This window comes from Rhizobium sp. BK176 (assembly GCF_024808055.1).
Window position 1 is genome coordinate 115,526 of the sequence record NZ_JANUBV010000011.1, and the last position, 25,385, is coordinate 140,910.

A 25,385-nucleotide genomic window follows, 5' to 3' on the forward strand; every position below is an offset into this window, starting at 1 on the left:
TACCTCGCTTCTTCTCCTCGGCCTTACGCGCGGTTGCCGGGTCCGTTGAGGAGCGCCCGGCGGCCGAAAGCCCGCCCAGGCCATCGCTCCTCGTGACCACTCCCGAAACTGATCAACCGGATGCTTAGCACCGGATTCGTCATCGCCAAGCCAGGCCCGATACGCTATGACGCGGCTGGCCAGATGACGGGAAGAGGAAGAGAACACATGGACACGAACACCCGCTCCCAAACCAAAGGCATGCCCGAGGCGGCGATCAAGTATCGCGCCTATCCGCAGGTGAACATCCCTGACCGCACCTGGCCGTCCAAGACGCTGACCAAGGCCCCGGTCTGGTGCTCAGTAGATCTGCGCGACGGCAACCAGGCGCTGGTCGACCCGATGGGCCACGACCGCAAGGCCCGCATGTTCCAGCTGCTGCTCGACATGGGCTTCAAGGAAATCGAGATCGGCTTCCCGTCCGCATCGCAGACCGACTTCGATTTCGCGCGCTGGTGCGTCGAGCAGGGCAATGTGTCTGACGATGTTTCGCTGCAGGTGCTGGTGCAGTGCCGCCCGGAGCTGATCACCCGCACCTTCGAGGCGCTGGAAGGCGCGAACCGCCCGATCGTTCACTTCTACAATTCGACCAGCGAATTGCAGCGTCGTGTCGTGTTTGCCAAGGATGTCCAGGGCATCAAGCAGATCGCCGTGGATGCTGCGAAGATGATTTCAGACATGGCGGCAAAGGCCGGCGGCGGCTACCGCTTCGAATATTCGCCGGAAAGCTTCACCGGCACCGAACTCGATGTAGCGCTGGAGATCTGCAACGCGGTGATCGAGGTGATGAAGCCGACGCCCGACAACAAGCTGATCATCAACCTGCCGTCGACAGTCGAGATGGCAACGCCGAACGTCTATGCCGACCAGATCGAGTGGATGTGCCGCAATCTCGACAATCGCGAGAACCTGATCATTTCGCTGCATCCGCACAATGACCGCGGCACCGGCATCGCCGCCGCCGAACTGGCGCTGCTGGCGGGCGCTGACCGCGTCGAAGGCACGCTGTTCGGCAACGGCGAGCGCACCGGCAACGTCGACGTTGTCACCATGGCGCTAAACATGTTCACGCAGGGTGTCGATCCCGAGATCGACTGCTCAAACATCGTGCGCATGAAGGAAGTCTTCGAATATTCGAACCAGATGCCGATCGGCGAGCGCCACCCCTATGTCGGCGAACTGGTCTATACGGCGTTCTCCGGTTCGCACCAGGACGCGATCAACAAGGGTATGAAGGCGATCAAGGTCGCCAACCACCCGGTTTGGGAAGTGCCTTACCTGCCGATCGACCCGCAGGATGTCGGCCGCTCCTACGAGGCGATCATCCGTATCAACTCGCAGTCGGGCAAGGGCGGTATCGCTTACATCCTGCAGCAGGATTACGGGCTGAACCTGCCGCGCAACCTGCAGGTCGAGTTCCGCGAGGACATTCAGAGGATCACCGACGAAGAGGGCAAGGAGTTGCCGTCGAAACGGATCTACGACCGTTTCATCGAGCGCTATGTGACGCAGCCGGAAGGCCGCATCAAGTTCGTTGACCACCACACCTATGCGGATCCCGAGCACAAGGGGCAGCGCATCGTTGCCGCCGAGATCACCGATAACGGTGAGACGAAGCGTATCGAGGGCAGGGGCAACGGCCCGGTCGATGGCTTCATAAACGCGCTCTCGCACTATCTCGGCATCGACATGTCGGTCGAGGACTATTCGGAGCATTCGCTGCAGCATGGCTCGAACGCTGCCGCGATCTCCTACGTCGAGACGTCCTATCCTGATGGCAAGCTCTTCGGCGCCGGCATCAGCACCAACATCGTAGGCGCTTCTCTCGAAGCAATTGTGTCTGCAGCGAACCGCGTGCTCGACGTAAAGGCCGGCAAGGCCTGACGCGATCTGTGCAGCGGAGTGTTCCGCTGCACATTCTCGTAAATAGTGTGGGAAAATTGGGCGACGTCCTGAGGTCGGCCGCTCCGTTGCAGTTCGTCCGGGGATCAGATGGATGTTGCAACCTGCATGGCGAGTTGGTCGAGCGACGCTTCCGACGACGGGCCGACGAGCACATAGGATGTGCCGGCATTATGCCAGGAGACCACGCCGATCTCATCCTTGATTGTTTCCCTGAAGTCGTCGGCCTCCGAGGGCAAGTTGTCCTTGCGGAAACAGATCGAGGCGAGGTCGCCATCCGAACTCGTGTAGACGAGCTGACCGACCGGTCGGCCGTCGCCGATAAAGACGCGTGCACCCTGGAAGGTCCAGCCCTGGTCTGAAAGGTCGGGGACTCGGAACGCAACGCCCACTGTCGACGTCAGCCAGGTGGAAATTTCTTCCGCCTGCGTCGAGGGAACCTCGACAATATGGCGCGGCTGGCGCGCGACAAGCCGCTGGTTGGCGATAACGTCGATCAACCATTCGCCGGAATCCGGGGCGGCTTCGATCGTTGTTGAGGCGCCCGACTTCATTGCGCCAGTGCTGCCGGCGGCGAAAAAGCCGATGCCACAGCCGGCGATGAAGAGGATGACGGCTGCCGCCAGAGCCTGTGGCCCCGTCGGCGTAAGCTTGAACGAGGGCCGTGAAATGCGCGGTGCGACTGGAGCCTTTGGCGGCTGTGCACTCTTGATCGACCGAACGAGGGCGAGAGGAACCGGTTCCTTGAGAACGTCGTCGAGGCGGTGCTTTCCGAAGTCGGCGCCGTGCCGCAGCTTGTCGTAGAGCCGCTTGGCGCCTTCGTCGGTGGCCAGGCGCTGCTCGAGTTCGTGCTTCTGTTCGGCCGTCGTCTCGCCATCCAGCAGGGCGGCTAGCTGTGCATCGAGCGGCAGTTTTTTGAAATCGAGCAATTCAGTACCTGTAAGTATAATTGTCAGCGACGCTAGCGAAATGCAGTCTCGCCGCCGCCAGCTGGGATACAACGATGTTGATGGTGACACCCATAATGTCGGCTGCCTGCTGATAGCTATGACCTTCGACAACAACCAGCAAAAAGGCGCTGGATGTGCCTTCGGGCATGTCGGCGATCATGCGGTGGATGACATCGGGGTCGACGAGGGAAGTGCGATCGCGGTTCGCTTCCCGGATATCAGTGACATTGCTCCGGGAAGCGGGATGCGGCTTGCGTCGGCGATGGTCGTCGCTCCAATGCTGGCGGGCGAGGGCGTACACCCAACTTTCCAGACGGCCTTCGCCATTCCATTGATTGCCCTTTGCAATGGCGCGCTCGCACGCCACCTGCGCGAGTTCGTCCGCGCTGGCTGCGTCACCGGCAAGGGTCATCGCGAAACGCCGTAGCCGAGGCAGAAGGCCCACTAGGTCGCGTCTGAGATCGATGGTCGTCACGGGTTGACGCATGGTCTTTCCAGGTAATGCATGAGTGCTCGGGGAGAGCACCCAGCAGGAGATCGATTTTATATCGCTTCTGTGTCCTTTATGAAACAAGTAGCTGATGCTTCGCAAGCATCCGGCAGCGTATCCCACGGGTTCTCAAAGCTTTTCTTCGTCAGGCCCGGCTCGGCTCAACCTCAGTACGTGCGGTAACCGTTCAGTGCCTGCAGCAGCGAACGATAAGCCCAGGTTTGCTCGCCGCCCCGATCCCGGATCTCGACGAGCTGAACGCGCGCTCCCTGCACGTCACCCTGTTCCACCAAAGCTTGTCCCATGTATGACCGTGCCAGAATATAATTCTCGTCCGCCTGCAACGCCTTGCGGTAGTACGACACCCCCAGTTCCATTCTGCCCGCCTTGCGGTTGGCATAGCCGAGATAATTCAGGATGCGCGGATCGTTCTGGTTATTGGCAAGCCGAAGCACGGTCAGGGCGTTGTCGTACTGACCGGCATAGGCGAATTCGCGGGCTGCCTTGTAGAGATCATCGTCGTTGAACGAATTCTTCTTCGGGACCACGCATTCCTTGCGCTTCCCATCCCAGACCTTGCCATCAGCACATTTTGTCGTCGTTTCGGTCTTTGGCGGCGGCTTGGTTTCGTCGCTCTCATCACCGATGCCAAAGGCGGATGAAGAGGCGGCGATGATGAACGAAGCGGCTAGGGCCAGGCTGCGAAGCCTGGGGGATGCCATGGGCATGCAATGACTCCGTGAATTGGTGCTGCAGAGACAACAAGTTTACGTGGCAATCGCCACTTGCCAAGTCCTCGGATGCCTTCTGAAATTCAAGATATCGTCATCTTTCAGTTTCTGAATCAATTTGCCGAGGCGATGATTCCGAAAGCGGCGCTAACGTGTGAAAATATCGACACTTTCGCTGCAAACGCTGTCGCCCATGGAGTTGATGCTGAAGCGCTCTCCTGTGAGTTCCCATGCGCCCGGAGAGCCGTCGATCGAGAACAGATTATAGGCGGCTCGGGGTTTTAATCCTCCCGGCCCCTGCGATGCGGAGGCGATGCCGACCACGGGAACGGGACCTGTTTGGCCACGCAGCCAGTGGAGCGTATTCAAATGGGTATGGCCGTGGAGCACCAATTCGGCGCCGCCGGTGGAGATCACGGCGCCAAAGCGGCGGATGCCGATCATTCGCTTGTGGAAGGAGGTCGCGCCGCGGATGGGCGGGTGGTGGATCATCACTACTCGAAACAGGCCGGCCTCGCCGGCCGCGCGCAGCATGTTCACGGTGTCACGCGCCTGTCGCTCACCGAAGAAGCCGCTGGCCGCAAAAGGGGGCGTTGCCACGGCTGTCGAGCAGCCGACAATGGCGACCTTGCCGCGAACGCGGAGGTAAGGAAAGACGTGGCGGTCTTCCTGCCATTCGGGCGGGGCGAGGTCGCCGCGCACATTGTCATACCATGCGCGCACCGATTTTTCGTAGGCGCCAGGGACGTAGGCATCGTGGTTTCCGGGCACGACGGAATTGTCTGCGGGATCGCCGAGTTCCTGCAGCCATGCGGCGGCGGCTCGGATTTCCAGCCCGCTCGCGAGATTCACGAGATCGCCGGTAACCGCCAGATGATCGGCCTGCTTCGTGCGGATGTCATCGAGCAATACATCCAGCGTGCTGCCGAAAAGGTGCTTGCGCCTGTTGCGATGCCAGTTCACAAAGCCGGTAATGCGTTTGGAGAAGAGCTCGCGGACCGAAAGGCGAGGGAGGGGGCCGAGATGGATATCGGAGATATGTGCGAGCTTGAACATGCCACGACACATAGCCCAGTAAGTTTGCAATTCAAACACATCTGCTTGAACGGATTAATGGAATTGGAAAAAGCGTGATCGGAACCATCCGCCCTTGGCAGTCGCGCGCACTGATGCGCATTGTGCATGCGTATTTTGCGGTCGCGCGTGGAATGACGATGGGCGTGCGGGCTGCCTGCTTCGATGAGACGGGGCGCATCTTCCTCGTGCGGCACAGCTACATACCCGGCTGGCATATGCCGGGCGGAGGGCTCGAGCGCCATGAAACTGCCGAGGAAGCGTTGATCAAAGAACTCCGCGAGGAGGGGAATTTGCGTATTCTCGGACGGCCGCAGCTGTTTCACGTCTATTTTAACAAGGCGGCGAGCCGACGCGACCATGTCCTCTTCTATAAGACGCAGGTGGAGCAAACCGCACCCCGTCCACCGGATCGCGAAATCGTCGAGTGCGGCTTTTTCGCCATCGATGACCTGCCAGCAGATACCACGGAGGCAACACGCCGCCGGCTGGCGGAACTCGCGGGCGAGCAGGAGCTCGCCCACGTGTGGTAGACCAGCGCTAGGCTGCAGCCAATCGCGCCCGGCCATGCGGGCGATCGAGATCTAGCGCTGGGCCGACAGGCACGATGCCGGTCGGATTGATCGTCTTGTGGCTGCGGTAATAGTGGTCCTTGATGTGACTGAAATTGACCGTCTCCTTGACGCCCGGCGTCTGGTAGAGATCGCGCAGGTAAGCCGACAAATTAGGATAGTCTTCGATACGGCGGATGTTGCACTTGAAGTGACCGACATACACGGCATCAAAACGAACCAGCGTCGTGAACAGCCGCCAGTCGGCCTCGGTCAGCCGATCGCCGAAGAGATAACGACCCTTGCCCAGACGGTCTTCAAGCATATCGAGTGTTTCGAAAAGCTTGACCACATTCTCCCCGTAGGCTTCCTGGGTCGTGGCAAAGCCGGCCTTATAGACACCGTTGTTGACGGTGTCATAGACGACGGAATTAAGCTCATCGATATCGGCGCGCAGGCCTTGCGGATAAAAATCAGCAGTCGAGCCGGTCAAATGATCAAAGGCGCTGTTGAACATCCGGATGATTTCGGACGACTCGTTGTTGACGATCGTGTTGGTCTTCTTGTCCCACAAGACAGGCACGGTCACGCGGCCGGAATAATGTGGGTCGGCCTTCACATAGACTTCCCACAGCGTCTTGGAACCGAAGAGATGATCGCCCGTTGCGCCGTCGCCGACCTTGAACTCCCAGCCGTTCGACAACATTAGCGGATCGACGACCGAAACGCTGATAAGATTCTCGAGCTTCTTGAGCTTGCGGAAGATGAGCGTGCGATGCGCCCAAGGGCAGGCCACCGAAACATAGAGATGGTAACGGTCAGCCTCGGCTTTGAAGCCACCGATACCGGACGGTCCGGCTGCGCCGTCGGCGGTAATCCAGTTGCGAAACTGGGAAGCGGCGCGCTTGAAGTGCCCTTTGGTTTCTTTCGTATCGTACCAGACGTCATGCCAGACGCCATCAACCAGCATGCCCATGTTGTGATCCTTCAATTTTTCCTTGGCCCACACATATCGCAGGTCCGGCGCATTTGCAGGGCGGTAAAGATTGAACAGTGCGTCACGCAGCGTTGCCTTGCGCTAAATTTCCATTGGACGGCCGAAATTTTTCCTGCTATCGGCCATTTTATACTTCAGGAACCCGATTTGATGTTTGCACCGAGAAACCTGCGACGACGCTGATGCTCCCGAACGCCGAAGGGCGTGCTCGAGATCCATCAATTCTGTCTACCCGGTTTCCGTCTCATCATGCACAAGCACGATCTGGTCTACCTCACTGAGGATGCGTCGCACGACGCTGCCATCGAACACATCAACGAAGAAGCATTCGGTCCCGGGCGGCATACCCGGGCCGCCGCGCGGATTCGCGAGCAGGGGCCGCACGACCTCTCGCTCTCCTTCATATGCGCCGACGACGGCGAAACGATTGCATCAGTGCGCATGACGCCCGTCCTGGCGGGTTCGGTCAATGCGCACCTGCTGGGGCCACTGGCCGTGCGACCGTCCCACAAGGGTCGCGGTATCGGCCGGGAACTGGTTCGGATCGCCATTGATGCCGCGCGCCGCAAGGGATCGGAGGCAGTCATCCTCATCGGCGATCCTCCCTACTACTGCCCGCTCGGTTTCGAGAGAGTTGCTCATAACGCACTGGCATTTCCCGGTCCCGTCGATCCGGCGCGCGTATTGGTCGTACCACTCGCCGAGGATGCGCAAAGCAGGCTCAAGGGAACTATTGGCTGGCGAAAATAGGTCGCGTGCGGTATTGAGCCTTATGCCTGAAGCGCGCTTTGCGTGATCTTTCAGTGGCTTGAAGGGCTAGAGCATGAGCGGCATTTCCATGGACGAGGCGCTGGATCGCGCCGGCACCGGGGCGTTCCAGCGACGCCTGATCGGTATCTTCGGTCTTGTGTGGGCGGCGGATGCCATGCAGGTGCTTGCTGTCGGCTTCACCGCAGCTTCTATCGCTGCCACTTTCGGCTTGTCCGTTCCGCAAGCCCTGCAGACTGGTACACTATTCTTTCTCGGCATGCTTATCGGAGCCGTCGCCTTCGGGCGGCTTGCCGACAGGGTCGGACGCCGCCAAGTGCTGATCGTGACGGTCGCCTTCGATGCGCTTTTCGGCATTCTTTCTATCTTCGCTCCCAGTTTTGTCGCTCTGCTTGCATTGCGATTCCTCACCGGCATGGCGGTTGGCGGCACGCTGCCGGTGGACTACGCGATGATGGCCGAATTCCTACCTGCCAAGAGCCGTGGCCGCTGGTTGGTTGCGCTCGAAGGTTTCTGGGCGATCGGAACGCTGATTGTCGCGCTGGCCGCCTGGGCTGCGAGCGTTGCCGGAGTGACCGACCCCTGGCGCTATATTTTCGCGGTCACGGCTGTGCCGGCCCTGGTGGGTCTTACGCTGCGCTTCTTCGTTCCTGAATCACCGCTTTACCTGTTACGGACCGGACGGACAGCCGAGGCGAAGGTGATCGTCAACAGGATGCTGGCTGTGAATCAGAAAGCGCCCCTGCCGTCGGACGACGAAATCGTCGCAACGCCATATGCAGCGGAAGGCATATTCTCCGACGAGTTGCGGCGCCGTAGCCTGTTGATCCTGGCGATCTGGTTCCTGGTTTCCGTTTCCTACTACGGCGTCTTCACGTGGATGCCGGCGAAGCTGGCGGGCGATGGGTTCGGCTTTGTGCGCGGATACGGCTTCCTGGTGTTCGTTGCACTTGCGCAGGTGCCAGGTTATGCACTTGCCGCCTATGGGGTCGAGGCCTGGGGCCGCAAGCCGACATTGATCGGGTTCTGCCTGCTGTCGGCGCTCGGGTGCCTGCTCTTTGTCGTTTCTCCAAGCGATATGCTTGTCGGCGCGTCGCTGCTGGTTATGAGCTTCGCGCTGCTCGGAACCTGGGGAGCACTCTACGCCTATACGCCGGAACTCTACCCCACCGCATCGCGAGCGACGGGCATGGGATCGGCAGGGGCGATGGCGCGCCTCGGTGGCTTGCTTGCGCCTTCCCTGATGGCATACGTCGTTTCAGGCGGATTGGGCTTGGCCATCGGCCTGTTCGCGGGCCTGTTGGTCGTGGCAGCAATAGCCACGACGGCAATCGATACGGAGACGCGGCTGGCTGCGCTCAGCTAACTTCGGCCAGCACCTTGCGCAGAAATGTGCGCGTTCGGCCTTTTGGAAACTCAGACAATTCGCCGAATATCTGGTAGCCTTGACGTTGGTATGCCCGTAGCGCTTGTGGATTGAAGGTATCGATCCAGGCACCGTGGCAGCCGCGTGCGATTGCCTCCTCTTCGGCCAGGGCAAGGATCTTGCCGGCCATGCCCTTACCGCGTTCGTCGTCGGGAATGTACAGCAACTGCGTGAAAAGCCAGCCCCAGGCAGTATAGCCGGAAAGCCCACCGGAGACGTTGCCGTCGGTATCGCGGATGAGAACCGCAAGCGGCCGGCGCTCGGCAGGGCCGACGTCATGGACGTTGAAGGCCGAGAGTGCGTCGCCGATCGTCGTGAGATCATCGGCTGCGGGCGAGCCCGTTAGCTCAAATTCGGCCATGCCGCTAACGCCCTTCGCGCCACCACATGGCGCCGAAGGCAAGGAGCAGGATGCCGACGCCGGCAAAACCGGCAAACAGCGGCAGGGTGTTGATGCCCTTCAGCACCGTTTCATTCGTGAGGTGGATCTGCATACGATCGTTGTCGGCAACGCGGATCTGGCCACGAACCGGCAAGATCGGCGGGATGCTGATCGCGCCGTCATTGTTGGAAACACGGGTGACGAGGCCTTTCGACTTGTCGGCAATGGGCTTCAATGCATCGGTCGTCGAGATCATCGCCTTGAATTCCGGAGCATCGACCGCGCCGACATGAACGAGCGTCGTCATTTCGCCGTTCCTGATTTCGAAGAGGCCGATCTCGTCCATCTTCTTTTCCGCCTTGAAGAGACCTGGCTCAGCTTGCGTCAGCGGCAGTGTTTCCGTCTTGCCGGAGGGGTAGCGGACCGTCGCATCGCCAGGGTTGCCCCCGATCGTCTGCCGCGTAATCTCCAGCGTGCGGCCGGCTGCCCGTGCAGTCAGCGCCTCTTCCTCAAGGGCTGGTTCCTTCATGAGCCAATGCGCGACGCGACGATAGAGCGACACGTGCGGGCCACCGCCTTCAAAGCCGCGCGCCCAGAGCCAGCCCTGATCGGAGAGCAGCATCGCGACGCGTCCCTGTCCGGCGCGATTGAGAACGAGCAGCGGATGGTTGTCCGCGCCGACCATTACGGTCTGGCCCTGCGGCTGTTCGACATCGACGCTGCGGAACCAGCGGCCCCAATGCGGCGGCTCGTCTGCGGATCCATCGAGACCGCGGGTGACCGGGTGTTTGCGGCCTTCCTCCGAGAGCCTGGGATAGAAGGCCTTCTCGATCATCTGGCCGGTCGGCGCGGCCGGCAATACGGACGACAACGGCGTCAGCGCAATCGAATCTTGGCCGGCATGTTCGGGTCCGGCGGCAATCAGCAAGGCACCACCGTTTTCCACATACTGGGCGATGTAGTCGTAGTAGAGGATCGGCAGGACGCCACGATGCTGGTAGCGGTCGAAGATGATCAGGTCGAAGTCCTTGATCTTGTCGACGAACAGCTCGCGGGTCGGGAAAGCAATCAGCGATAGTTCGTTGATCGGCGTACCGTCCTGCTTTTCAGGCGGGCGCAGGATGGTGAAATGCACCAAATCCACAGACGCATCCGACTTCAGGAGGTTGCGCCACGCCCGCTCACCTGCGTGCGGCTCGCCGGAGACCAACAGAACGCGCAGGTTCTCGCGAATGCCGTCAATCACATGGACGGCGCGGTTGTTCGCCTCGGTAACCTCACCGGGAAGGCCGGCAACCGAAAATTCGAGGACGTTGCTGCCGCCGCGCTCGACCTTGAAAGAAAAAGGCGTGTCGCGTCCCGGTGTTGCCTGGAGCGTGGCGATCTCATTGCCGTTAAGCTTCACCGTGACGTCAGCGGTTCCCCCGGGGCTCGGGCCGTCGTCGAAGACGCGCAGCAGCAATTGCTGCTCCTCGTTGACGATGCCGAAGCGCGGTGCCTTGACGACTTCGATGCGGCGATCGAATTCGTTGGCCTTGCCGGTGATCAAGCCGTGGATCGGCGCGTCGAAGGCGAGCGCCTGGTTGACGCCGGGGACATCGTGGACTTCGCCATCCGTCAGCATGATCGCACCGCCGATGCGGGCGGGCGGTACATCCGCGACCGCCGCAGACAGCGCGTTGAACAGCCGCGTCGACGGCGCGTCGGAGTCCTCTGGTTCGCTTGCGTCGATGTAGCGTGGTTCGACATTGGGGAAGCGGGCGAGGCGCTCCTTCAACTGCGCCAGAGCATCGTCGGTCATCTTGATGCGTTCGGGTGTCTGCTGGCTCTGGCTGCGATCGACGATGACCGGCACGACAGTCGATAGTTGTTCGCGATCCTCCTGCAGCAACAGCGGATTGGCGAGGGCGGCCAGCAAAGCAACGGCGGCAATCGAGCGAACCCAGGCGCCGCGCACACGGCGCCAAATGGCAAATGCTGCGGTCACCAGGACAATGATCGCCAGACCCGCCAGGAGCGGCCAAGGAACGAAGGGCGAAAAATCAATCGTCATGTCACTGGCCCAACCGTTCCAAGAGAGCGGGAACGTGGACCTGATCGGTCTTGTAGTTGCCGGTCAGCATATACATCATGATATTGACGCCGCTGCGGTAGGCATATTCCCGCTGTGTCTCATCAGGCGGAACTGTCGGCAGCATGGGCACCCCGTTGTCATCGACGGCCCAGGCGCCAGCAAAGTCGTTGCCCGTGATGAGGATCGGCGAAACGCCATCGGCCGTCGCCGTCGACTTGGCATTGGTCGCGCGGTTTTCCTGGCGCGCCTCGATCCAGAGCGGGCTCCCGGTATAACGGCCGGGAAAGCTCGACAGGAGGTAGAAGGACTTCGTCAGCACGTGGTCCGAGGGTACCGGCTCGAGCGGCGGGATATCGAGGTTGGCAAGGATCTGCTGCAGTCGCTCGCCGTTGGCGCTGACCGAACCGCCGTTGTTGTCGAGCGCGCTGAACTGGTCGCGGGTGTCGAAGAGTACCGTCCCGCCAGCGCGCATATAGGCGTCGATCCTGTTGATCGCTGCCGACGAGGGCATGGGGGCGGTTGCCGAAATAGGCCAATAGATGATCGGATAGAAGGAAAGCTCGTCCTTCGTGAGATCCAGACCGACCGGTGGCGACGGTTCGAGCGTGGTGCGATAGGTCAGGAAGTCCGTCAGGCCGACAAGTCCGCGCTCTGAGATCCGGTCAACCTCCTGCTCACCGGTAACCACATAGGCGAGGTGCGTATTGTCGAGACGCTGAAAAATCTGATCGTCGCCCGGCTTTGCGTCGTCGGCTCGCGATTGCCCAGGTTGGAGGAGGAAGGCGGCGCTGATCGCCACGGCAACAAGCGCTGCCGCGCGCGCCGTTGGGCGAAGGCGCGAAAAGGCACCGCTCATGAACAGCACGATCAGGCTGTCAGCCAACAGGAGCAGGAAGGCAATCAGGAACAGGGCAGGCTTTGCAGACCATGTCTCCCCTCCAATCAACCCTTCGCGCACAACGGTAATGCCCGACGTATCGATAGGCTTCAACTCGGCATCCTTCGGCAACACGTTCAGCGCGGTAAATCCTTCCTCGGAGCCGTAGAGGCCCGGAGGATTGTCAAAGCTGGCAACTGGGGTGACCTTGGCGCTGGGGATCAACGGACGCGCCGTCCCGGTCTCCGTCGTCAACGCGCCTTTGGCGGTCAAGAGGCGGAAAGGCGGCAAGGCTTCTGCCGTGGAAGCACCGGCTTCGGCGGTGACGCCACCCGAGCGTGACAGTTGGACGAGGCGGCGTAGCATTTCGACGAAGTTACCCGAGATCGGCAGGTCGGACCACGTCGCCTCGGCACTGACGTGGAAGAGGACAATGCGGCCGGCATTGATCGGCTTCGTCGTTACCAGCGGCGTACCGTCAGCGAGGCTCGCCCAGGTGCGCTCGGCAAGATCTGGCGTCGGTTCAGCAAGAACCTGGCGTTTGACCGTGACATCCGTGGGCTTTGGCATTCCGGCGAACGGGCCGAAGGTGGGGAACTCCGCCAGCGGCTGCGGCTCGGCCCAGGACAGCGCACCACCAAGCGCGCGTTCACCCTGTCGTAATATGACCGGAACCAAGGGGTCGTCGGCGGGAGCGGCGGCAAGGCGCGGTCCGGCAAAGCGGACCAACGTGCCGCCATTGGCGATCCAGCGCTGCAGAGGCTCATAGGTCTGCTGGGGAAGGCGACCGATATCCGCCATGATGATCACCGACGGATTCTGCGACAGCAGGTCGGGTATCGACGTCGCGAGATCGGGTGTGTTCGGCTCGATCAGGTCGGCGTAGGGCTGCAGGGCGCGCTGAATGTAATAAAGCGGCGAAAGCAGCGGCTGGAACGTATCACCGACTTCACCGGACAGCAGGACGACGCGGCGACGCTTGAAGCCGTCGTCGAGCAGATGCACGGCGCCAGCAGTGGCGTGGTTATCCATGCTGACGCGCGCGAAATCGTTGCGCATTTCGAACGGCGCCGTGATCGATCCGGTCGCGACGCTCTGACCCGGTTGGAAATCGATCGCGCCGGCGGCGATCGCACGCCCCTGAGTGTCTTGCGCCGTTATGGGATACGAAGCGGCAGCGGCACTATTGAGGCGGGTTGCAGTGACCGTCATGGTGTCGGCGGCATTGCTGGCCGACGTAATTGCCATCGTCTCGGTCGCGTCACCTGAGACCAAACGCAGTTGAGCCGGCGAGAGGTCGGAGAGCTGGCGGACGGTCGCGTCGTTATCGCCCGCAGCCGCTCCATCCGTCAGGAAGGCGAGGGTACCGGGATGAACGCCGTTTAGTGCAGCACGGAGAGCTTCGAAGGCGCGCTGCCGATCCGGCACAAGTGGCTTCGGTTCAGCGGCCCGCAGCTTGTCGCGGGCCGTCGCGGCCGTTCCCGGGACCGCATCGTTTGTCGGATCTGCCGTGAAGGCGATGGCAACCGGCGTTCCGGCCGCTTCAGCGTCATCTATCAGCGCCTCCGCTGTCTTTACGCGGCGATCCCAATCCGGGGATGTGGCCCAGCCATTGTCAACAAAGAGCACGAGCGGACCTCCGGAAGCGATTGAATTCGCTCGCGGATTGAAGACCGGGTCAGCGATCGCCAGAATGACGGCTGTGGCCAACAGCATGCGCAACAAGGTCAACCACCAGGGGCTCTGGGCCGGGGTTTCCTCCCGCTTCAGGACTGTCGCGAGGATTCTCAGAGGCGGGAAGACCTCCGTCTTCGGGCGGGGTGGCGTCAATCTGAGCAGCCACCAGATGATCGGCAAGGCAAGAAGCGCGCCGAGGATTGCCGGGTAGGCGAATGCGAAGGGGAGAGAGCTCATGGTTGCCCTCCATGCGTCGCCTTTGCCGGCATGCCTGACAGATACATATGAACGGCCACCAGCGCTTCAGAGGCAAGATGATCGGTCCGATGGCTGACAAAGGTCCAGCCCATGTGGCGCAGCGCCTGGCCGAGATCGTACCGACGGCCGAGATAGGCGTGGGTATAGGCCTCGCGAACATGCTCGGCGCGGCCCGAGGTCAGCTTCGAGCCTGTCTCGGGATCAGTGAATTCGGTGCGGCCATCATAAGGGAAAAGTTCTTCGGCCGGGTCGGCGATCTCGATGACGTGGCCGCGCAGACCGCGCCGCGCCAAGGGGCTGATGCGCGCCATGACTGCGGCTGCATCGTCAAGAAAGTCACCAATCAGCACGAGTTCGCTCCAGCCGCGGATCATGGCCGTGTCGGGCAGTCCTCCACTCAGCGGCGCATGCATCAATGCTGTTGCGAGCCGTTCGGCAGCGTTGCGTGCGGCAATCGGTTCCATGACGCCGGGACACCCGATGCGTTCGCCGGAGCGTGCGAGGATCTCGGCAAGCGCAAGCATGATGACGAGAGCCCGACCTTCCTTGGAGGCGTTTCCAAAGGTCGACTTGTACATCATCGAGGGAGACATGTCGGCCCAGAGCCACACCGTGTGGGCTGCCTCCCACTCGCGGTCGCGGATGTAAGTGTGGTCGTCGCGTGCCGAGCGGCGCCAATCGATGCGGGACAGGCTCTCGCCTTCGCTATAGGGGCGGAACTGCCAGAAGTTCTCGCCAATGCCACGTTTGCGGCGGCCGTGCCAGCCGGCGATCACGCTATTCGCGATCCGCTTGGCCTCCACCAGGCAATCCGGCACCAGGCTCGCCCGCTGCCTTGCGCGAGCAAGGGCATCGGTGCCCGAAGTCGGATTGACGATCTGTCCGATGGGTGCCACGCAGACGCTTCCTTATCCCTTGGCCTGCTTGACCAGCCCGCCAACGACATCGCGGACCGACATGCCTTCCGCCCGCGCTGCGAATGTCAGTGCCATGCGGTGCTGCAGGATCGGCTCGGCGAGCGCATGGACGTCGTCAACGGATGGTGCGAGACGGCCCTCATATAGGGCGCGAGCGCGGGCGCAAAGCATCATCGCCTGGCCAGCGCGCGGGCCGGGACCCCAGGCGACGTTTTTGTCCGTCGAGGCGTTGCCCTGGCCTGGACGGGCGGAGCGGACGAGCGCGAGGATGGCGTCGACAACGGTTTCGCTGACGGGCATCTGACGGATCAGTGTCTGGATTTCGACAAGGCGCTCTGCATTCAGGATCGCTTGCGGCTTGGTTTCGCTGATGCCCGTCGTCTCAAGCAGGATCTGCCGCTCGGCCGCTAGTTCGGGGTAGTGGACATCGACCTGAAGAAGGAAGCGGTCGAGCTGTGCCTCCGGCAGAGGATAGGTACCTTCCTGTTCCAGCGGGTTCTGGGTGGCAAGGACGTGGAAGGGCACGGGCAAGTCGTAGCGGTGGCCGGCGACGGTGATATGGTATTCCTGCATGGATTGCAGCAAGGCCGATTGCGTGCGCGGCGACGCGCGGTTGATTTCGTCGGCCATCAACAGCTGGGCAAACACCGGACCTTTGACGAAACGGAAGGAGCGGCGGCCGCTGTCATCCTGGTCCATGACCTCAGAACCCAGAATATCAGAGGGCATGAGGTCTGGTGTAAACTGGATGCGGTTGGAGGCAAGGCCGAGCACTTCGCCGAGCGTTGTGACGAGTTTCGTCTTGGCGAGACCCGGCACGCCGACCAACAGGGCGTGACCGCCCGAGAGAACCGCGAGAAGAGTGTTCTCAACGACGCTTTCCTGGCCGAAGATGACCTTGGAGACTTCGCCCCGAACAGCGGCAATATCTGCGAGGGCCTTCTCGGCCGCGGCGATGATCGCCTTTTCATCGAGGGGGGCGTCGGTCTTCATCATACCCATAAGGCATCTCCAGCGGCTGATATCATTCGTCGCGAATCGTCAGGCTTACACGCAAGCGTCATACCAGATAGAGTTATGGAGATGTTGCGGGCTGACAAGTTCGTTCCGAATGACTATCTCGTGACCTTCTGGAGTTAAAGACAAACCGGGACAGAAGAATGGCAGCCGAAGAGATCAAGGCGACAACGGACGCGGCCGGTCTTGCCGCGCTGATTGCGCGCGCCGCCGGCGATGCTGGTGGCAAAGCCCGGGGTCTTCCGCCAGTCGACAGGTGGAATCCGCCGTTCTGCGGCGATATCGACATGGAAATCCGAGCGGATGGCACATGGTTCTACATGGGAACGCCGATCGGCAGGGCGCCGCTCGTCAGGTTGTTTTCAACGGTCTTGCGCAAGGACGAGGACGGGAAGACTTATCTTGTGACGCCTGTGGAAAGGGTGGGTATTCGCGTTGTGGATGCGCCGTTCGTGGCCGTTGAAATGAATGCCGGTGAACGGGATGGGGCGCCGCTACTGACCTTCCGGACGAATGTCGGCGATGTTGTCGAAGCTGGGCCGGAGCATCCGCTCCGCTTTGCAATCCACGGCGAAAACAGCGAGTTGAAACCCTATCTTCATGTGCGCGGGCAATTGGAGGCACTGATCTCCCGCCCCATCATGTACGAACTCGTCGAACGTGGCGAACGTCTCGACGTTGACGGCACGACGATGTTCTGCCTTCGCTCCGGCGGAGTCACGTTTCCCGTTATGCCGGCGGATGAACTGGATGTACTCTCCCGATGACCAATGTTCTGACCGAAAACCGTTCGCTCTATTCGGCGGCTGAGTTTCGCCGGCGCGCGCTTCACCAGACCGGCGGCCCCGTGGATCTTTCCTGGCGCGATCACGGCGATCATATTCTCAACCCCGACATTGTTTCGCAGGTGGAAAGCTTCAAACTTCGCGATGCCGCGGTGCTGGTGCCGGTCATCGACGATGGTGACGATGCGCAGGTGATTTTCACCCAACGCACGGCGACGCTGCGCAAGCATTCGGGGCAGATCGCGTTTCCGGGTGGGAAGATCGACGCTGTCGACGGCTCCGCCGAAAAGGCTGCAATCAGGGAGACCCATGAGGAGATCGGTATCGACGGTTCCTTTGTCGAGACTGTAGCGCGGCTTCCGAACTACCTTGCATCGACCGGTTTCCGTATTACGCCGGTGCTTGCTGTGGTCCAGCGTGGCTTCGAATTGAAACTCAACCCGGCCGAGGTCGATGACGTCTTCGAAGTGCCGCTGTCTTTTCTGATGAACCCGGCCAACCATAGCCGTGACCAGCGCGTGCTCGACGGACTAGAGCGGCATTTCTACCGTATGCCCTATGAAAGCCGGATGATCTGGGGCATTACCGCCGGCATCGTTCGCACCCTCTATGAAAGGCTCTATGCATGACCAACCTTGGCAACGAGGCATGGTTCAAGGACCCGACTCTGACGCGCGTCTTTTCGCTGCTCAACGCCGATGGAGGCGAGGGGCGTGTCGTAGGCGGTGCCGTCCGCAACAGCCTCATGGGTCTCGCCGTGAGCGATATTGACGTGGCAACAACGCTGACGCCGGAACAGGTCATCGAGCGCGCGGCTGCTGCGGGAATCAAGGCCGTTCCGACCGGTGTTGCACACGGTACTGTAACGCTCGTTATCGACGGAAAGCCCTTTGAGGTCACGACGCTGAGGGCCGACTTGGAAACCGATGGGCGGCGCGCCAAGGTGGCCTTCAGTTCGGATTGGCAAACGGACGCGGAGCGCCGTGACCTGACGATCAATGCGCTCTATGTCGATGCCAAGGGCGATGTCATCGATCTGGTCGGTGGCCTTGCAGATATCGAGAAGCGCAACATCCGCTTCATCGGTGATGCGCCGACGCGTGTTGCCGAGGACTATCTGCGTATCCTGCGTTTTTTCCGTTTTTTTGCTTACTACGGCACTGGCCGTCCAGACGCCGACGGCTTGAGGGCGTGCGCATCCGCTCGCTCCAAACTGAAGACGCTTTCCGCCGAAAGGGTATGGTCGGAACTCCGCAAATTGCTGAGCGCCGAGGACCCTGGGCGGGCGCTCCTTTGGATGCGGCAGGTGGGCGTGCTCACTGAGATCCTCCCGGAAACGGAGAAATGGGGCATCGATACCATTCCGGCGTTGATCGACACGGAGCGGGCACTTGATTGGCGGCCCGACCCGCTTTTGCGCCTCGCCGCCATCGTTCCTCCCGATACCGAGCGGCTGGAGAAGATGGCAAGCCGCCTGAAGCTCGCCAATGCCGAGGTCGCCTACCTCAAGGCTTGGTCCAAGGGGCCTGTTGTCAACGACGAATTATCGTCGTCCGCCTTCGCACGGCTGCTTTATCGCTACGGCGCGGATGGGATCAAGACGCGCTTGAAGCTGGCGCTAGCTACCGCGCGCGGCAAAGCAGAAGGCGACATGCAGGAGATGGCTCGCTCGGCAAGGCTCGGCAATCTGCTGAACCACGCCGAAAACTGGAAGAAACCTCAGTTTCCGATCAATGGCGGCGACGTCATGGATGCAGGCGTGGCGGCCGGGAAGAGGGTGGGCGAGATGCTTTTGTCACTGGAGGACTTCTGGGTCGAGCAAAATTTCTCGCCTGACCGGGCGGCGTTACTCGCCCGGCTGAAAGATCTGACCAGATAGTTCAGGCCGCGGTCGCTTCGTTGCGGATCCGAGCCTTGATGTTGTCGACCATGTTTTCACGGATGACAGTCTCGCCGTGGGCGCTACGCATGTGCTCAACGACACGACGGACGATTTCGGCATCATCATTCGCCCGGGTATGCCAGTCGCATCCGGGGACGAGCGTGCCACATTCAAAGAGTCTCATTATTTCCTCCTTCTGTCGGATTTCATGCCATTGCGCGGTGCTGCAATGCGTGAATGTTCGAAACGGTAGGAAGGTTCCGGAGCCGGCCGGCGCGAAGGACCGGCCGGGTGGTCATTTTATCCTTATTCGGGCATTGCCCAGGATCTGTAGCAATCGGTCGCTGCTTTGTTGTCCTGGCGCGTGGCCAGACGATCGAGTTCTTCCGGCGTCTTGCCACTGGCCAGTTGAAGCTTCACTTGCTGGATAAAGCATGAAAGTGGGAGGTCTGATCCACTCTTTGCCCTGAACCCTTCGGCAATCCGGTATAGAAACTCCGGCGTATCGGCGGGTGGGGGCGGCTCATGGGCAGTCGCGGATGCCGCAGAGCTAGTTTGTATCGTCATGACAATCCTCCTCCGATTGTTACGCGTACACCTTTAGACTTAGTGGTCCAGTCTCCGAATTTAAGCCCCGCGGTCGTCTTTATTTACGCGGTCACGGCCAGCGGACGAGAGGGGGCAGGGATGAGAGAATGGACTCTACGTTTCCTCCTGTCTTGAGGCCAAAGATTGTACCTCGATCGTAGAGGAGATTGAACTCAACATAGCGCCCACGGCGAATCAATTGTTCGTCACGATCCACGTCTGTCCACTGTTTATTGAAGTTCGAACGAACAATCCGTGGATAAACCATTGCGAAGGCCCGTCCGACGTCGCGGGTGAAGGCAAAATCGGCGTCCCAGCCGCCTGCTTCCTCGCTTGAATGCAGCCAGTCGTAGAAGATGCCGCCGATGCCGCGTGGCTCGTTCCGGTGCTTCAGGAAGAAATACTCGTCGCACCACGTCTTGTAGGCCGCATAATCGGCGACGCCGGAGTGGCTGCGGCAGGCGATCTCCATCGCTTTGTGGAACAGCTCGCTGTCCTCGTCCTCCTGGGTGCGGCGGCGATCGAGCACCGGCGTCAGATCGGCGCCACCGCCGAACCAGCGGCTGGAGGTCACCACCATGCGCGTGTTCATGTGAACGGCAGGCACGTTGGGGTTGACCGGATGGGCGATCAGCGAAATGCCCGAGGCCCAGAAGCGTGGATCCTCCTTGGCGCCCGGCATCTGGGCGCGGAGGTCCGGCGCGAATTCGCCATATACGGTGGAGGTGTGCACGCCAACCTTCTCGAAGACGCGACCGTTCATCATCGACATGCGGCCGCCGCCACCTGCACCGTTTTCGCGGGACCAGTCCTTGGCCACGAAGCGGCCCGGCGCTCTATCCGAAAGCGGGCCGGAGACCTCGTCTTCTAGCGTTTCAAAAGACTCGCAGATGGTGTCGCGGAGACTTTCGAACCATGCCCGGGCAGTCGACTTCTTTTCTTCGATATCGTTAGGCAGGCCAATCGGAAGTTCGGGTCTTTCCATTCTGTTTCTCTCCGAGCGGGTCGACGATCGACTCGTGCCTTCGTCTTTGCTGCTCTGATAGCAGGTAGGGCAGGGTCCTACCAGCGCAGTGGACCGGCCTGAGGCTTCCTCAGATTCGACTCGCAAAAAGCGATTTTCGATATTACCTTTTTCCTACAGAGGTAGGCTCATGACGAAAATTCCTGGACCTCCGTCGTTCGATGGTCTCAAGCGACGGATTGCTACCCACCGGGCGGAAGGCACACCCCGGAAGAACGATCGTTTCGTACGACAGACATATTGTCTCAATCTGCTCGATGCCCGCGCCAAGGCGCGCGAATGGTTCGACGAATACCCCAAGGCCGCGTATTGGACGGAAGTCGAGAGCTGGCGACAGCTCGAAGGCGATCAGATCGAATTCACGATGCGGCGGTTGCCATCTGCCGATTGAGCGCTATTCAGCGGCACCTTTGAGCCTGCTTTCAATCAGGAGGCCGCTCTCGTCCAGGATTGGGTGTGCGACGGAGACGATGTGGGCGTTGATCCGCTTCAGGTCGCGCAGCATATCGAGATGGAGCGAGCTTGTTTGAAGGCTGTCGGCGCGGCCATCGCGCAAGCGTTCCAGATGCCGCTCCGAGGATTGTTTCTCCATTCGCCTAACCTCGACCTTCACCTCCATCAATTGCCGAGCGAGATTGAAGTCGCCAGTGACGAAGATCGTCTGGGCGATCCGCAGATTGTCGATCGTCAGGTGGAACAGCTTCCTCAGTTCCTCATAGCCTTCTTCGGAGAACTTCAGCCCGAGCGAGAGCTTCTTCGTCACCTGCGGCATGAGACCCTTTTCGATGATGTCACCGATGTGTTCGAGATTGATCGCGTAGTCGATAATCACGATCGAGCGGCGACCGTCTTCTTCGCTCAGACCGGCACGGCCGAGCTTTGAAAGGTAGACCTTTACCTCCTGTTGCAGGCTGTCGACCCGCCTTTCCAGCGACGGGATTTCCTTGAGATTCTCCAGATTGGTGGCCTCGAAGGCATCCGACGCGCGTATCAGCATGCGTTCGATCAGATCGCCGACGCCGAGGACCTCCCTCGTCGCACTGGCAAGCGCAACGACCGGCGTCGCCAGCTCGTGTTGGTCGAGATACCGTGGCCCACCGTCCGGCTGAGCCTCTTCCGGCACCAGTCTCAGCATGAGCCGCGAGAGTGAGCGAGAGAACGGCCAGGCCAGCGCTGCCAGCATAAGGTTGAAGGCGAGATGCGCATCGACCGGTAGTTTCGCCTGCGTCAGCGGCAATGTTCCGAGCAGATCCGCGCCGTAGCCGGCAAGCGGCAATGCAATCAGGCAGCCGATGGCACGCACGATCAGATTGCCGAGCGTGACCCGCTTGGCCGCCGCGGGCCCGGCTAGTGAGGCGATCACGGGCGGAATGGCGCCGCCGAGATTGGCGCCTAGCACCAGCACGATGATCAATCCTGCGGACAGGATGCCCGTCGAAGCCAGCGAGAGAATGAGGACGACGGCGGCAAGGCTCGATGAGGAAATGAAGGCGATGGCGGCGGAAAAGGCCAATGCGACTGGCCAGGCATTGTCGAGCAGGGAGATGAAGGCGCCGAGCGCCGGCGACTGCCGCATCGGTTCGGTGGCGCTGCTCAACAGATGCAGCGACAACAGCATCAGGCCGATGCCGATCAGCGCTGTGCCACCGCTCTGGCGCGACGACGAGCCGCTGCGATGCAGGACTGTGCCGGCAAGGATCACCAGCGGCGACAGCCACTCGATGCCGGTGGCGACGATCCAGGCGGTTACGGCGGTTCCGACGTTGGCACCGAGCAGAACGATTTGCGCCATGCGCGGCTTCACCAATTCGCGCTCGACGAAAGAGGCGACCATCAGCGCCGTCGCCGTCGAACTCTGCAGCGCGATCGTCGCGAAGAAGCCCGACACGAACGAGCGGAGGCCGCTGCGCGTGCCGGTGGCAAGGCCGGTGCGCAACCGCGCTCCAAACGCTCGAGAAACACCGTCCTTCACCTGTGCAAGGCCGAACAGCAGCAGAGCTACCGCGCCAAACAGATTGATCATAACGATCGTGGATTCCATGCTGCCTTTTCTCTTGCGTTTTTTTGACAACAAGCGCCGTTCTGTTCGAATCTCTCTTTGTCAAGTGATTGAAAACATAGCTTTCCGGACAGTGAGTTCATTGTCCGGCTAAAAACTATACGCCGCTTGGAAAAATTCACAACGCCGTTTGCGACATGTTCTAAGGCTGCATCGGCATTTGAGTCAGCGAGGTCAGAAGTCAACGCCAGACGGTCTGCCGCATGGCCTCTCCGACGATCATCGCAGCCGAGACCGCGACGTTGATGGAGCGTTGGCCTTCCATCATCGGGACAAGTATCCGGGCGTCTGCTGCTGCGTGCACGTGATCGGGGACGCCGGAGCTCTCGCGGCCGAACAGGAGAATGTCGTCGGCTCGGAACTGCAAGTCGGTGTAGCGTTCGGCCGCCTTGGTGGATGCCAGTATGAGGCGGCGGCCGGTAGACTTTCGCCAGTTTTCGAAACAATCCCAATTGACGTGGCGGGTGAGGGCTGCAGCAGCGATATAGTCCATCCCGGCCCGCTTGAGATTGCGATCCGATATGTCAAAGCCCGCAGGCTCGATGATGTCAACGGCAAAGCCGAGGCAGGCGGCAAGCCGCAAGATCGTGCCGGTGTTACCAGGAATGTCGGGCTGATAAAGGGCTAGTCTGAGGTCGGCCATCGCGAATGTCGTCGTTTCTGTTTTCTCGAGAGACACCTATTGCAACTGTGATTTTGGCGCAACAGGACGCATTTTGGCCGACAATTGTTCAATTTCCGGCCCGTCGGGACTGGAAATTGAGCTTGTTTCGCGTTAAGGGTGCACATCTTTTAATCGCCAGAAGGGAGCGCCAGATGGAAATGTTGCCGCGTATGCGCTCTCGACGCGTGAACCCGCGAGTGGCGATCTGGCACGCCTAGTGCCATTTCTTTCCTGAATTCCCATTTCTAATCCATTGCGCGGCTGTCGTGGCCTCGCCCCGTGAACGTCCGGTTCCCATATGAGCTCAAGCGCCTTTTTGCGCGAGCCGGGAGGCCGGAACTGCGAAGTTTCGGAGCATTTTCATGTTTGGCTGGTTCGAACAGCGACTCAATCCCTTCCCCAGTGAGGAGCCGGTTGCTCCCCCGAAGGGCCTTTTTGCATTTTGCTGGCACTACACGAAGCCGGCAGCACCGTGGCTCGCCATCATGGCGGTCCTGACGGCGCTGATTGCCGTCGGCGAGGTGGCACTTTTTCAGTTCCTCGGTGACATCGTGGACTGGCTTACCAAGGCGGACAAGGCGACATTCCTGCAGACGGAGTGGCCGAGGCTCGCGTGGATGGGAGCGTTGATCCTGATCGGTCTGCCGCTGGCAGCAGGCCTGGACTCGCTCATCATGCATCAGGTGCTTCTCGGCAACTATCCGATGATCGCCCGCTGGCAGATGCACCGCTTCCTGCTGCGTCACAGCATGACCTTCTTCGCCAACGAGTTCGCCGGACGCGTTGCGACGAAAGTGATGCAGACTTCGCTTGCCGTTCGTGAAACGACGATGAAGATCCTCGATGTCTTCGTCTATGTCGTCACCTATTTCCTGTCGATGATTATCGTCATCGCGGCCGCCGACGTGCGGCTGATGGTGCCGATCCTCGTCTGGCTCGCCGTCTATATCGGCATCGTTTCCTACTTCGTGCCGCGGCTTCGCAAGATCGCGGCACAGCAGGCGGACGCGCGCTCGATGATGACCGGTCGGGTGGTCGATAGCTACACGAACATCGCGACGGTCAAGCTGTTCTCACATGCCGGCCGTGAGGAGACCTATGCGCGGAGCGGCATGGAGGAGTTCCTAGGAACCGTCCACTCGCAAATGCGCCGCGTCACGCTGTTTCATATAGCGGTCTATATGAACAACTGCGTGGCCCTCTTCGTTGTATCAGGCCTGTCCATCTGGTTCTGGCTGAACGGACAGATCTCGGTCGGCGCGATCGCCATCGCTATTGGTCTTGCGATGCGTGTTAACGGCATGTCGCAGTGGATCATGTGGGAAGTCTCGGCCTTGTTCGAGAACATCGGCACGGTCTATGACGGCATGGAGATGATGACGAAGAAGCACGACATCGTCGACAAGCCGGACGCGCAGCAACTGTCGGCAAAAAAGGGCGCGATCCACTACGAACGCATCCGTTTCCACTACGGCAAGGGCAAAGGCGTCATCGACAATCTCTCCCTCGACATCAAGGCGGGCGAGAAGGTTGGTCTTGTCGGTCGCTCCGGCGCGGGCAAAACGACGCTGATGAACCTGCTACTGCGCTTCTATGACCTGGAGGCGGGCCGCATCACCATCGATGGACAGGACATCTCGGCTGTGTCGCAGGAGAGCCTGCGTGAACTGATCGGCGTCGTGACACAGGATACGTCCCTGTTGCACCGTTCGATCCGCGACAACATTGCCTATGGCCGCCCAGAGGCGAGCGATGCCCAGATCATCGAGGCCGCCAAGCGAGCGAATGCCTGGGAGTTCATCGAAGGGCTTTCCGACATGCAGGGCCGCAAGGGACTCGACGCGCAGGTTGGCGAGCGTGGCGTGAAGCTCTCCGGCGGTCAGCGCCAGCGCATCGCGATCGCCCGCGTCTTTCTGAAGGACGCGCCGATCCTGGTGCTCGACGAGGCGACATCGGCGCTCGACTCCGAGGTTGAAGCAGCGATCCAGGAGAACCTGTTTGCGTTGATGGAAGGCAAGACGGTGATTGCGATCGCGCATCGGCTGTCGACGCTCACCGAGATGGACCGCCTGATCGTGCTCGACAAGGGCAAGATCATCGAGGCTGGCGCGCATGCCGAACTTGTCGAACAAGGTGGCGTCTACGCTGACCTCTGGAACCGCCAATCCGGCGGCTTCCTGGCAGATCACTCGGAAGAGACGGAAGAGGCGGCCGAATAACCAGAAGCCCTCCCTGCGAATGCCGGGAGGGCTT

At 60.7% G+C, this 25,385-nt stretch carries 24 protein-coding genes; 9 read left to right on the forward strand and 15 right to left on the reverse strand.

What is annotated here, in order from left to right; genetic code table 11:
- The first annotated feature begins 207 nt into the window (after positions 1-207).
- The gene (leuA, locus tag FHT76_RS26975) at positions 208-1,923 is read left to right on the forward strand and encodes a 2-isopropylmalate synthase (RefSeq protein ID WP_183861228.1); all 1,716 of its coding nucleotides are present in this window, start codon (positions 208-210) and stop codon (positions 1,921-1,923) included.
- Between the two features lie 104 nt (positions 1,924-2,027).
- Here the strand turns inward: leuA and FHT76_RS26980 are convergent, their stop codons facing one another.
- The 4 genes from FHT76_RS26980 to FHT76_RS26995 all read right to left on the reverse strand — a co-directional run bounded on the left by FHT76_RS26980 (position 2,028) and on the right by FHT76_RS26995 (position 5,168).
- Positions 2,028-2,870, reverse strand: a complete 843-nt coding sequence (locus tag FHT76_RS26980) for an anti-sigma factor (RefSeq protein ID WP_183754144.1) — start codon at positions 2,868-2,870, stop codon at positions 2,028-2,030.
- A 1-nt stretch (position 2,871) separates the two neighbouring features.
- Positions 2,872-3,378, reverse strand: a complete 507-nt coding sequence (locus FHT76_RS26985) for an RNA polymerase sigma factor (RefSeq protein ID WP_183754146.1) — start codon at positions 3,376-3,378, stop codon at positions 2,872-2,874.
- A gap of 170 nt (positions 3,379-3,548) precedes the next feature.
- Positions 3,549-4,109: a hypothetical protein gene (locus FHT76_RS26990; RefSeq protein ID WP_183861226.1), complete on the reverse strand. Its 561-nt coding sequence runs from the start codon at positions 4,107-4,109 to the stop codon at positions 3,549-3,551.
- Between the two features lie 150 nt (positions 4,110-4,259).
- A complete protein-coding gene (locus FHT76_RS26995; protein ID WP_405049288.1) occupies positions 4,260-5,168 on the reverse strand; it encodes a metallophosphoesterase family protein in 909 nt (302 codons plus the stop codon).
- A gap of 113 nt (positions 5,169-5,281) precedes the next feature.
- Between FHT76_RS26995 and FHT76_RS27000 the strand changes: the two genes are divergently transcribed.
- Positions 5,282-5,719: an NUDIX domain-containing protein gene (locus FHT76_RS27000; protein WP_183754769.1), complete on the forward strand. Its 438-nt coding sequence runs from the start codon at positions 5,282-5,284 to the stop codon at positions 5,717-5,719.
- Between the two features lie 7 nt (positions 5,720-5,726).
- Here FHT76_RS27000 and FHT76_RS27005 read toward each other — a convergent pair whose 3' ends face one another.
- Positions 5,727-6,713, reverse strand: coding sequence for a glutathione S-transferase family protein (locus tag FHT76_RS27005; RefSeq protein ID WP_183861224.1), 987 nt, complete (start codon positions 6,711-6,713; stop codon positions 5,727-5,729).
- Between the two features lie 270 nt (positions 6,714-6,983).
- Between FHT76_RS27005 and FHT76_RS27010 the strand changes: the two genes are divergently transcribed.
- Together FHT76_RS27010 and FHT76_RS27015 are read left to right on the forward strand one after the other, a co-directional pair.
- A complete protein-coding gene (locus FHT76_RS27010; protein ID WP_183754150.1) occupies positions 6,984-7,484 on the forward strand; it encodes a GNAT family N-acetyltransferase in 501 nt (166 codons plus the stop codon).
- Between the two features lie 73 nt (positions 7,485-7,557).
- On the forward strand, positions 7,558-8,868 hold the full coding sequence (locus FHT76_RS27015; protein WP_183861222.1) for an MFS transporter: 1,311 nt from the start codon (positions 7,558-7,560) through the stop codon (positions 8,866-8,868).
- On the opposite strand, the gene FHT76_RS27020 is transcribed toward FHT76_RS27015, so the two are convergent.
- The 5 genes from FHT76_RS27020 to FHT76_RS27040 are packed head-to-tail and all read right to left on the reverse strand — an operon-like array spanning position 8,861 to position 16,115.
- Positions 8,861-9,289 carry an N-acetyltransferase gene (locus FHT76_RS27020; protein WP_183861221.1) on the reverse strand — a complete coding sequence of 143 codons (429 nt, stop codon included), beginning with the start codon at positions 9,287-9,289 and terminating at the stop codon, positions 8,861-8,863. The two genes, FHT76_RS27015 and FHT76_RS27020, sit on opposite strands and share 8 nt — an antisense overlap.
- A gap of 4 nt (positions 9,290-9,293) precedes the next feature.
- Positions 9,294-11,363: a hypothetical protein gene (locus tag FHT76_RS27025; protein ID WP_183861219.1), complete on the reverse strand. Its 2,070-nt coding sequence runs from the start codon at positions 11,361-11,363 to the stop codon at positions 9,294-9,296.
- Position 11,364: 1 nt separating this feature from the next.
- On the reverse strand, positions 11,365-14,175 hold the full coding sequence (locus tag FHT76_RS27030) for a DUF4159 domain-containing protein (RefSeq protein ID WP_183861217.1): 2,811 nt from the start codon (positions 14,173-14,175) through the stop codon (positions 11,365-11,367).
- Positions 14,172-15,092, reverse strand: coding sequence for a DUF58 domain-containing protein (locus FHT76_RS27035; RefSeq protein ID WP_183754157.1), 921 nt, complete (start codon positions 15,090-15,092; stop codon positions 14,172-14,174). Before FHT76_RS27035 ends, FHT76_RS27030 begins: the two co-directional genes overlap by 4 nt.
- A gap of 12 nt (positions 15,093-15,104) precedes the next feature.
- A complete protein-coding gene (locus FHT76_RS27040) occupies positions 15,105-16,115 on the reverse strand; it encodes a MoxR family ATPase (RefSeq protein ID WP_183754159.1) in 1,011 nt (336 codons plus the stop codon).
- A gap of 158 nt (positions 16,116-16,273) precedes the next feature.
- Between FHT76_RS27040 and FHT76_RS27045 the strand changes: the two genes are divergently transcribed.
- The 3 genes from FHT76_RS27045 to FHT76_RS27055 are packed head-to-tail and all read left to right on the forward strand — an operon-like array spanning position 16,274 to position 18,794.
- The gene (locus FHT76_RS27045) at positions 16,274-16,897 is read left to right on the forward strand and encodes a DUF1285 domain-containing protein (RefSeq protein ID WP_183754161.1); all 624 of its coding nucleotides are present in this window, start codon (positions 16,274-16,276) and stop codon (positions 16,895-16,897) included.
- On the forward strand, positions 16,894-17,544 hold the full coding sequence (locus tag FHT76_RS27050; RefSeq protein ID WP_183861215.1) for a CoA pyrophosphatase: 651 nt from the start codon (positions 16,894-16,896) through the stop codon (positions 17,542-17,544). The genes FHT76_RS27045 and FHT76_RS27050 overlap by 4 nt, the downstream gene beginning before the upstream one ends.
- Positions 17,541-18,794, forward strand: coding sequence for a CCA tRNA nucleotidyltransferase (locus FHT76_RS27055; RefSeq protein ID WP_183861213.1), 1,254 nt, complete (start codon positions 17,541-17,543; stop codon positions 18,792-18,794). Before FHT76_RS27050 ends, FHT76_RS27055 begins: the two co-directional genes overlap by 4 nt.
- A 1-nt stretch (position 18,795) precedes the next feature.
- On the opposite strand, the gene FHT76_RS27060 is transcribed toward FHT76_RS27055, so the two are convergent.
- From FHT76_RS27060 to hemF, 3 genes are all read right to left on the reverse strand, one after another.
- Complete coding sequence (locus FHT76_RS27060) at positions 18,796-18,981, reverse strand: DUF1059 domain-containing protein (protein ID WP_016554720.1); 186 nt, start codon at positions 18,979-18,981, stop codon at positions 18,796-18,798.
- A gap of 122 nt (positions 18,982-19,103) precedes the next feature.
- Positions 19,104-19,364: a hypothetical protein gene (locus FHT76_RS27065; RefSeq protein ID WP_016554719.1), complete on the reverse strand. Its 261-nt coding sequence runs from the start codon at positions 19,362-19,364 to the stop codon at positions 19,104-19,106.
- A 91-nt stretch (positions 19,365-19,455) separates the two neighbouring features.
- A complete protein-coding gene (gene hemF, locus FHT76_RS27070) occupies positions 19,456-20,370 on the reverse strand; it encodes an oxygen-dependent coproporphyrinogen oxidase (RefSeq protein ID WP_183861211.1) in 915 nt (304 codons plus the stop codon).
- A gap of 169 nt (positions 20,371-20,539) precedes the next feature.
- Here hemF and FHT76_RS27075 point away from each other — a divergent pair, with 169 nt between their 5' ends.
- Entirely contained in the window at positions 20,540-20,800 is a 261-nt protein-coding gene (locus FHT76_RS27075) for a hypothetical protein (RefSeq protein ID WP_007789934.1), read from the forward strand.
- A gap of 3 nt (positions 20,801-20,803) precedes the next feature.
- Here FHT76_RS27075 and FHT76_RS27080 read toward each other — a convergent pair whose 3' ends face one another.
- Together FHT76_RS27080 and FHT76_RS27085 are read right to left on the reverse strand one after the other, a co-directional pair.
- On the reverse strand, positions 20,804-22,450 hold the full coding sequence (locus FHT76_RS27080) for a Na/Pi cotransporter family protein (protein WP_016554717.1): 1,647 nt from the start codon (positions 22,448-22,450) through the stop codon (positions 20,804-20,806).
- A gap of 199 nt (positions 22,451-22,649) precedes the next feature.
- Complete coding sequence (locus FHT76_RS27085) at positions 22,650-23,111, reverse strand: tRNA (cytidine(34)-2'-O)-methyltransferase (protein ID WP_183861208.1); 462 nt, start codon at positions 23,109-23,111, stop codon at positions 22,650-22,652.
- 383 nt (positions 23,112-23,494) lie between these two features.
- Between FHT76_RS27085 and FHT76_RS27090 the strand changes: the two genes are divergently transcribed.
- On the forward strand, positions 23,495-25,351 hold the full coding sequence (locus FHT76_RS27090; protein WP_183861206.1) for an ABC transporter ATP-binding protein: 1,857 nt from the start codon (positions 23,495-23,497) through the stop codon (positions 25,349-25,351).
- Positions 25,352-25,385 lie beyond the last annotated feature (34 nt).